At 49.4% G+C, this 8,969-nt stretch carries 9 protein-coding genes and 1 pseudogene; 3 read left to right on the top strand and 7 right to left on the bottom strand.

The window, feature by feature from the left end:
* From RRF55_RS25090 to RRF55_RS25080, 3 genes are all read left to right on the top strand, one after another.
* Positions 1-264 (top strand): hypothetical protein (locus RRF55_RS25090; RefSeq protein WP_416270559.1); only part of this gene is annotated, 264 nt, incomplete at its 5' end.
* Entirely contained in the window at positions 261-608 is a 348-nt protein-coding gene (gene tnpB, locus RRF55_RS25085; RefSeq protein WP_000612626.1) for an IS66 family insertion sequence element accessory protein TnpB, read from the top strand. The genes RRF55_RS25090 and tnpB, both read left to right, overlap by 4 nt.
* A 48-nt stretch (positions 609-656) precedes the next feature.
* Positions 657-2,195 carry an IS66-like element ISKpn24 family transposase gene (locus tag RRF55_RS25080; RefSeq protein WP_023287226.1) on the top strand — a complete coding sequence of 513 codons (1,539 nt, stop codon included), beginning with the start codon at positions 657-659 and terminating at the stop codon, positions 2,193-2,195.
* A gap of 51 nt (positions 2,196-2,246) precedes the next feature.
* Here the strand turns inward: RRF55_RS25080 and RRF55_RS25075 are convergent, their stop codons facing one another.
* From RRF55_RS25075 to RRF55_RS25045, 7 genes and pseudogenes are all read right to left on the bottom strand, one after another.
* Positions 2,247-3,185: a LysR family transcriptional regulator gene (locus RRF55_RS25075; protein ID WP_023287225.1), complete on the bottom strand. Its 939-nt coding sequence runs from the start codon at positions 3,183-3,185 to the stop codon at positions 2,247-2,249.
* Between the two features lie 32 nt (positions 3,186-3,217).
* On the bottom strand, positions 3,218-4,132 hold the full coding sequence (locus RRF55_RS25070; protein ID WP_023287224.1) for an alpha/beta fold hydrolase: 915 nt from the start codon (positions 4,130-4,132) through the stop codon (positions 3,218-3,220).
* Positions 4,133-4,142: 10 nt separating this feature from the next.
* Positions 4,143-5,012: a fumarylacetoacetate hydrolase family protein gene (locus RRF55_RS25065; RefSeq protein ID WP_023287223.1), complete on the bottom strand. Its 870-nt coding sequence runs from the start codon at positions 5,010-5,012 to the stop codon at positions 4,143-4,145.
* Between the two features lie 16 nt (positions 5,013-5,028).
* Positions 5,029-5,652 carry a 3-isopropylmalate dehydratase small subunit gene (gene leuD / locus RRF55_RS25060; protein ID WP_023287222.1) on the bottom strand — a complete coding sequence of 208 codons (624 nt, stop codon included), beginning with the start codon at positions 5,650-5,652 and terminating at the stop codon, positions 5,029-5,031.
* On the bottom strand, positions 5,639-7,075 hold the full coding sequence (leuC, locus tag RRF55_RS25055) for a 3-isopropylmalate dehydratase large subunit (protein ID WP_023288222.1): 1,437 nt from the start codon (positions 7,073-7,075) through the stop codon (positions 5,639-5,641). The genes leuD and leuC overlap by 14 nt, the downstream gene beginning before the upstream one ends.
* 129 nt (positions 7,076-7,204) lie before the next feature.
* Positions 7,205-8,437 carry an MFS transporter gene (locus RRF55_RS25050; RefSeq protein WP_023288221.1) on the bottom strand — a complete coding sequence of 411 codons (1,233 nt, stop codon included), beginning with the start codon at positions 8,435-8,437 and terminating at the stop codon, positions 7,205-7,207.
* Between the two features lie 346 nt (positions 8,438-8,783).
* Positions 8,784-8,876: pseudogene (locus RRF55_RS25045) on the bottom strand (hypothetical protein); the annotation flags it as partial.
* Positions 8,877-8,969: the final 93 nt, after the last annotated feature.

The raw sequence follows: 8,969 nt of genomic DNA, 5'->3' as shown, positions 1-8,969 counted from the left end.
TTCAAGTGGCGTCAGTACTGGCGCGAAGGAAAACTACGTCCTCCTTCAACAACAGAAAACAACGTGCCTGAGCTGCTCCCGATAACACTTGATACCGAAGATGTTGTTCCTGCAACCTCCCCCCGGTCACAACCTGTAGCTGCTGCGGCACCTGAATCACTCAATATCAGCTGTGAAGTGACGTTCCGGCACGGATCACTCCGTCTGAATGGTGCCATCAGCGAAAATATCCTGAACCTGCTGATACGGGAGCTCAAACGTTGATCCCATTACCATCAGGGACAAAGATCTGGCTGGTCGCTGGCATCACCGATATGAGAAACGGCTTCAACGGCCTGGCGGCAAAGGTGCAGACGACGCTGAAAGACGATCCGATGTCAGGTCACGTTTTTATCTTCCGTGGGCGTAATGGCAGTCAGGTAAAGCTCCTCTGGTCTACCGGCGATGGACTGTGTCTGCTGACCAAACGGCTGGAGCGCGGCCGCTTCGCCTGGCCGTCAGCCCGGGATGGCAAAGTGTTCCTCACACCGGCACAGCTGGCGATGCTCCTTGAAGGTATCGACTGGCGGCAGCCTAAAAGACTGCTTACGTCACTGACTATGTTGTAGGCCTCTTTGTCCTGGTCGACGCTGAATGAGCCTGGTAATATACCCGGTATGAACAGCTTACTTCCTGACGATATCGATGAACTGAAACGTCTCCTTGCCGAACAGGAGGCGCTGAACCGTGCCCTTCTGGAAAAGCTGAACGAGCGTGAACGCGAAATAGATCACCTGCAGGCGCAACTGGATAAGCTGCGCCGGATGAACTTCGGCAGCCGCTCCGAAAAAGTCTCCCGCCGTATCGCGCAGATGGAAGCCGACCTTAAGCAGTTGCAGAAAGAAAGCGATACCCTTACCGGCCGGGTGGATGACCCGGCCGTGCAGCGCCCGCTGCGGCAGACCCGTACCCGCAAACCGTTCCCTGAATCATTTCCCCGTGACGAAAAACGGCTGCTGCCGGCAGCGTCATGCTGCCCGGAATGTGGTGGTGCGCTGAGTTACCTGGGTGAAGATGCCGCCGAACAGCTGGAGCTGATGCGCAGCGCCTTCCGGGTTATCCGGACAGTACGTGAAAAGCATGCCTGTACTCAGTGCGATGCCATCGTGCAGGCCCCCGCGCCTTCACGGCCCATCGAGCGGGGTATCGCAGGACCGGGGCTGCTGGCCCGCGTGCTGAGTTCAAAGTATGCAGAGCACACCCCGCTGTACCGCCAGTCTGAAATATACGGCCGCCAGGGTGTGGAGCTGAGCCGCTCACTGCTGTCGGGCTGGGTGGATGCGTGTTGCCGGCTACTGTCACCGCTGGAAGGGGCGCTTCAGGACTATGTGCTGACTGACGGTAAGCTCCATGCTGATGACACGCCTGTCCCGGTGCTGTTGCCAGGTAATAAGAAAACGAAGACCGGGCGGTTGTGGACGTACGTTCGTGACGACCGTAACGCCGGGTCAGAGCTGGCGCCGGCAGTGTGGTTCGCTTACAGCCCGGACAGAAAAGGTATCCACCCGCAGAGCCATCTCGCTGGCTTCAGCGGTGTTCTGCAGGCGGATGCGTACGCCGGGTTCAACGAACTGTACCGCAATGGACAGATAACGGAAGCTGCCTGCTGGGCTCATGCCCGCCGCAGGATCCACGATGTGCACGTTCGCACCCCGTCAGCGCTGACGGAGGAAGCCCTGAAACGGATCGGTGAGTTATATGCCATCGAGGCGGAAATAAGGGGGATGCCGGCGAAGCGACGCCTTGCAGAACGTCAGCAAAAAGCTAAACCGCGGCTGAAATCCCTGGAAAGCTGGCTGCGTGAAAAGGTGAAAACGCTGTCGCGACACTCAGAACTGGCGAAAGCGTTCACGTACGTACTGAACCAGTGGCCGGCGCTGGCTTACTATACTGACGACGGCTGGGCCGAGGCAGATAACAACATAGCTGAGAATGCGCTACGGATGGTCAGCCTGGGCCGCAAAAACTACCTGTTCTTCGGTTCGGATCATGGAGGAGAGCGGGGAGCGCTGCTGTACAGCCTGATCGGGACATGCAAACTGAACGGAGTGGAGCCAGAAAGCTACCTCCGTTATGTCCTTGACGTCATTGCTGACTGGCCGATAAACCGGGTCAGCGAACTACTCCCCTGGCGCGTAGCACTGCCAACTGAATAACACATCCCCGTCAATACGGTTCTCGCTGCACGCTTACAGTAATTCGGGGAGCTAAAATCGCTCAGAAAAGTACCGGGTAAGATAAGTAATGCACGTTTTAATTCTCCCGCTGGTAGACGGACGCTGAGGATACACAGCCCAGATATCCGCTTCCTGATACCATTGAGGGAGGATATGAATGAGCTTGCCATTTTCGATATACTTCTCCACATCCCAGGTAGAACGTAATACAATTCCGTGGTTCAGTAATGCCCAGGTCAGCACAACACTGCCGCTGTTTGACGTATGAAACGTATTCAGACGGCAGGTAAATTCCTGTTGTCCATCCGTCAACACCCAGTTTCCAAGAACAGCATTACGCTCCTGGAGCATCAGACAATGATGATCAACAAGCTCATCAATTGATGATGGCATACCAGCCTGATGAAGGTAATCCGGGGAGGCACACAAAATACGACGGTTTGTGGCGAGTTTTTTCGCTATATAAATTTCTTTAAAATCATTCCCGACGTGTATCTCAATATCTATCCCTTCTTCAACCAGATCAACATCGCGATCGCTGAGCAGTAATTTTACTTTAAGCCCTGGATACGACCGTATCAGCCCTGACAGCGCCCCGGCAACATACTCGTTTCCAAAACCGAAAGAGCAACTGATGGTGATATTGCCGCTGAGCATATCATCCGGCTCTGTAATGCTGCTGACGTAATCACCCATCTGCTCAACCAGCTGTATCGCTCCGGAGAGGGCATTTTCACCGTCAACGGTCAGACGTACCATCCGGTTATTGCGAAAAAATAAGCGGGTATTCAGGTTTTTTTCAAGCAGTGCGATCCGTTTACTGATATAGGAAGCCGATTGCCCAAGCTCAAGCGCTGCCCGGGAGAAACTACCGTTTCGGGCAACGGTGATAAACACTTGTAAATCTTCAACAGAAGGCCAGCCTTCATGAGGCTGGCGGTAATATTTACCAACAATATTTTTTTTCATAATCAGTCAGAAAATTCAGGAGTACAGGAGCGTTATAGCACTGTTCCGAGAAAAGACTGAACACGGTGAAGAAAAATTTCCGGGATCTCTTCATGAGGAGAATGCCCGCAGGGAAGCGCTTCTCCCCTGATATCTTTTGCCTTTCCGGACCAGGTCTCAACAACATCATATAACTGACCTACTGTGCCTTTTGCCCCCCACAGTAAAAGCAGCGGACACTCGATACGCTTGTGTCGATCCTGTTGATCATCATCCAGATCTATGGAAGCCGAAGCCCGATAATCCTCACAGACTGAGTGAATCATATCCGGATTCTGGTAGCACCTCAGATAGTCATTAAATGCCTTATCTTCAGTAGCCCCTGGGGTCTTGAGCTGACCTCCGATATGTTTTCGCAAGAAAAACTCCGGGTCATGCGCAATCATTTTTTCCGGCAATGGCTCCGGCTGGATCAAAAAAAACCACCAGAAATAACGAGTGGCAAAAGCTTTATCGGTCCGTGCATACATGGTGGCAGTGGGGGCGATATCAATGAAAGTACAGCTTGTAACCCGGTGGGGATAATCAAGAGCAAGCCTGTGCCCCACCCGCCCCCCCCGATCATGACCAATAAAGGAAAAAGTCTGGATCTGGAGTGCATTCATTAGCATGACAATGTCATTTGCCATGACACGTTTTGAATACGGGCGGTGTGTCTCATCGCTGGCGGGTTTTGAACTGTCACCATATCCGCGCAGGTCGGGAAGGATAACCGTATAATATTTTGCCAGTTCCGGCGCAACCTTACGCCAGGTAACATGGTTTTGCGGGTGCCCATGCAGCATCACCAGAGGAGCTCCGCTGCCCCCTATCGCAACCCGGAGCATGATACCATTTTCCAGGACAACATCCCTGAGTTCAAAGCCAGGAATGAAAGGGGATGCACCACGTTCATAGATTGTATTCATGACCTTGTCCTTATACCAGCATAGCCGCAGCATCTGTATATCCTGCATCCCGAACGACATTGTGCAGTACCCCGATATGCTCAATTTCCACTTCCACAACATCACCATCATGCAGAAAAAGTGGCGGCGTACGTTTCTTCCCGACCCCACCGGGAGATCCGGTAAGAATGACATCACCGGCAGAAAGAACGGTAAATGTGCTGATATAAGCAATGAGAAATGCGATGCTGTGTATCATATTCGCCGTGGAGTCCCGCTGAACTTCGCGACCATTTAATCGGGTAACAAGCTGTATATTTTGTGGTTCCGGGATTTCATCTGCCGTAACAAGCCAAGGACCAAAAGCCCCCGTTGATGGCCAGTTTTTCCCTGCTGTATACCAGGTGTGCTGCCAGTCTCTTACAGAACCATCCATATAGCAGCTGTATCCGGCCACGAAGCTTAAAGCCTGTTCTTCAGAAACATGTGAACAACGCCGACCTATCACAACAGCAAGTTCGCCTTCATAATCAAACTCACAAGTGTTATTGGGTTTGAGCAATACCGAATTATGACCGACCTGAGTATCCGGAAAACGAATAAATAAGGTGGGTGCCGGATTTATTTCATTAAATTCCTTTCGCTTTTCCGCGTAGTTCATACCTGCGCAAATAATTTTCCCAGGCTCATCAATGACGGGAAGAAACGGTATAGCCTGAATATCGTGATCCGGATTGTCATACCGAAATGTTGCGGCTTCCGGCAGGGCATTATTTTCCAGCAAGGATTTGAGGGTCGGATATCTGTCCCCCAGTCTCAGAAAGAGATCAATAATACCGGTATTCTCCTTGATGATGCCGTAACGTCTGCGGTTATGAATACTGTACTGAACGAGTTTCATTATTTATCTCCTGTTATCAGTCCGTTACCGGTTGTGGTTTCAGCCAGGGGGAGCGGGAAAAATACTGTTTTTCAAACCGCGTTATGTCCTGCTGATATTTTAACGTCCAGCCAATAGCATCCCCTCCAGCAGATAACATCTCACGAACCATCTGACTGACATGGAAAGGAAATACACCATTTTGTGTGATGATCTCCCCGTCCGTGAGAGAAACGGTGATACGGTTCATTTCAGGATCGTTTGCAATCCGGCTTAACTGTTTTACTGAAGCATCGTCCAGGGAGAGGGTCAGTATGCCGTTACGCTGGCAGTTATCATTAAAAATACCGGCAAAAGTAGAGCCGATCAGCGCCCGGATACCGAGCTGTTTCAGACCCCATACAGCATGCTCCCGGCTGGAACCGCATCCAAAATTTGGACCTGTCAGCAAAAAAGAAGCATTCTGCCAGCCAGGCCTGTTTAAGATGAAGTCCTCATTCAGTTGCCCGTCCGGGGTAAAACGGAGATCAAAAAACACGCCTTTATCCAGACCGGCACGATCAATTCCCTTAAGGAATTGCTTTGGCATAATGACATCGGTATCAATATTCGCGTCAGGCATGGGAGCAATGACACCTGTAATCTGATTAAACTCGTCCATTTTCTTCTCCGGAATCAAGCAAAAGGCGTACATCTTCAAGGTGTCCGGCAACGGCAGCTGCTGCGACCATGGCGGGGCTCATCAGATGTGTTCTGGCACCTGCCCCTTGTCTGCCGGGAAAATTGCGGTTAGTACTGGATGCACAGCGCTCCCCCGGTAGAAGTACATCCTCATTCATGGCCAGACACATTGAACAGCCGGACTGCCGCCATTCAAATCCTGCATCAATGAATATTCTCGCCAGCCCTTCGTTTTCTGCCTGCTTCCGGACCTGCGTGGAACCGGGAACAATAATGCCTCTTACGTGGGGCGCAATTTTTCTGCCTGCCAGCACACGGGCTGCGGCTCTGAGATCTTCAATCCTTCCATTCGTACAGGAGCCAATAAATGCATGGGAGATCCGGATATCGCGAAATGGTGTACCGGGTGCAAGCTCCATATACTGCAGAGCCTTCTTTATAGCCTGCTGCTTTAAGGGGTCCGGTTCTTTTCCGGGAAAAGGAACTGAACCGCCAATTGAACCGGTCTGGTCGGGGCTTATTCCCCAGGTCACTTTGGGTTCAATTTCCCGGCAGTCAATTTCCACTGTTTTGTCAAATACCGCATCAGGATCGCTGTACAGGGTTGACCACCGGGCTAATGCCTGGTCCCATAACTCGCCATTCGGTATCTGAGGTTTCCCCTGAATGTAATCAAACACTTTCCGATCCGGGGCAATAATTGCGCCACGGGCGCCTGCTTCCACAGCCATATTACATAGGGTCATGCGTCCTTCCATACTGAGGGAACGGATTGCTTCACCCTGAAATTCTATGGCATACCCTGTAGCACCAGATGCACCGGTTTTTTCAAGCAGCTGTAGAATGATATCTTTGGCTGAGCAGGCCCAGGGTAATGTATTGCTAACCATGACCTTCATATTCTTTAGTCGACGATATATGAGCGTCTGCGTCGCCAGAAGATGTTCTATTTCCGATGTACCAATGCCAAATCCAAGCGCGCCAAACGCACCATATGTCGTGGTATGACTGTCACCTGCGGCAATAACCATACCAGGCATAATCAATCCCTGTTCATGCGCTACGACGTGTTCAATTCCCTGACGCGGATCCATCACATCGAATAGCTCAATTCCAAAGTCCCGGGCATTCCTGCGAAAATAATCCACCTGCAGTTGTCCGCCGGGATCGGTCATGGACGCATCCCTGTCTGGTCTGGTGGGATTAACGTGATCGATATTAAGCAGAAAAGCCTCCGGATGGCGTACCGTACGATGATGCTCCCGTATGCCACTGAAAGCCTGCGGGCTTGTATATTCATTAAGGATAGAACGGTCTATATAAAGAAGGACATGCCCTTCTTTATCAAGTTCCCGCACTGTATGTGTTTCAATCAGTTTTTCGTAAAGTGTTTTGGCTAACATTGACTTATCCAGAGTAACTAATGCTACAGGCTCAGGGGTGATAAATACGTCGCTTTTGTATCATGCCATAAATCTGGCAATACATTATTTCTATAAAGAAAAGTACTGCATTACAGAGTGTGTATTGAACTAAATAATTTCGGAAAGACTGTTTTTCTCGGCTGCTTTTTGATACTCGTATTTCGCTGATATCACCCGTGTGATCATAAGCCCAATGCCCAGCATAACAAGACAGGATATCGCCAGACCGCCCCACCCTTGTATGGCGAACAACCAGCCATTGACATACCCCATTACCGCACCACCGGAATAATAAGAGAGTAAATAAAAAGAGGTGGCCTGTCCTTTTGCACTGGATGTTCTGGCACTGACCCAGGCAAGAATGATTGAATGTGATGAGAAGAATGCAGCTGAAAGGAGCACCACGCCAGATATAAATAACCAGACAGACTCAGCAATAAATGTAATAAACACCCCAACCATCATAAAACTAATTAAAAAACTTAAAACATTCATTGATCCATATCGGATTGCCTGACGAGCAGCATAAGGTGCAATGAAAAAAGTAAGGGAAAAACTCAGTGGTATTAGCCCAATCCATGTATAGTCGAGGTTGTACGGAGCATTGTGTAAATTAAAAGCTAAAAAATTAAAGATGGACGTAAATGAACCGAACAGAATAAAACCTGTTATGAAACATAACGAAACTTTAATGTTTCTGATATGGTTCAGTCCCCCCCGGAAGACAACCGATAACTGTAGTGATGAGGATGCTTTAAAATTTCTCGATGCCGGTAACAGGAATTTCACCGCAAGAGCAATAATAATCAGGACACAACCAAAAAGAGAAAATATAACTTCAACAGAAAAATGCTCCATCATCTGGGTCGCAATAACCCTCCCTGACATACTTCCCAGAGAATTGCCAAAGATAAAATAACTGGTGATGATCCCGGCCATACCCGGAGAGACCTCTTCACTGATATATACCGTAATTGCTGCAGTAACACCGCTGACCGCAATACCCAGCAGTGCCCGGAAGATAACTAAAACCTGCCATGATGGTGCCAGCGCGCACAGTAACGTCAAAACACCTCCGGCAAAAAGGGATGCAAATATTACAGGTTTGCGACCAAAGCGATCCGATAACGAACCGCTGAACAACATGGCAAATGCCAGGAACCCTACTTCGGCAGATAATATCATGCCAACCTGATTCAGCGGAATATGATAAACCTCACTCAGTTTTGGTAGCAGCGCCTGAATAGAGTACAGTGATGCAAGTTCAGCCAGTCCGGCAAGTGGCAGAATAAACAACATTGGAAAATAACTGCCACTTCCGTCTTTTATTATATTCCCCATTACTATCTCCAGTATTTATTTCCTGACACAACCTCAGGTCAGGATTCAGCATCTAAGGTAGTGAATAAAAAAATTATGTAGGGTGATAGCCATCACGCTTTAGCCTTAGCAATATTTCACAAATGTGTTTTACTAATTTCCAATAAGACATCTTGATGCACTAAAAAAATTTACCCAGCCCAATTTAAACTATCCTAGAAGGGATTATCAGAGTGTCTCAACTGATAATTTCTGAAGGTAAAAATATGACAGACAGCAGATGGCGGATAGACTGGCCCCCTGAATCTCCAGACAGTTGGTATCACTTAAGTTAGTGGTAAGCGTAAAGTGATCGCCGTATTGACGACTATTTATTGGTGGGATCTGCCTTCCATGACAGGAGCTCGGCGACTTTGTTCGACGGCCACTCCGGTAGCACACTCAGTATATGGCGAAGGTAATCACCGATCCGTTTCAGGGCCTCTTCTGCTGTGAAGTGGCTTTGTTGAATAAATCGAACTTTTGCTGAGTTGAAGGATCAGATCACGCATCT

The sequence above is a fragment of the Klebsiella sp. K47 genome (assembly GCF_051858335.1).
Taxonomy (GTDB): domain Bacteria; phylum Pseudomonadota; class Gammaproteobacteria; order Enterobacterales; family Enterobacteriaceae; genus Klebsiella; species Klebsiella pneumoniae.
Note: the sequence above shows the minus strand (reverse complement) of the source record. Positions and strands in the feature narration are given on the sequence as shown.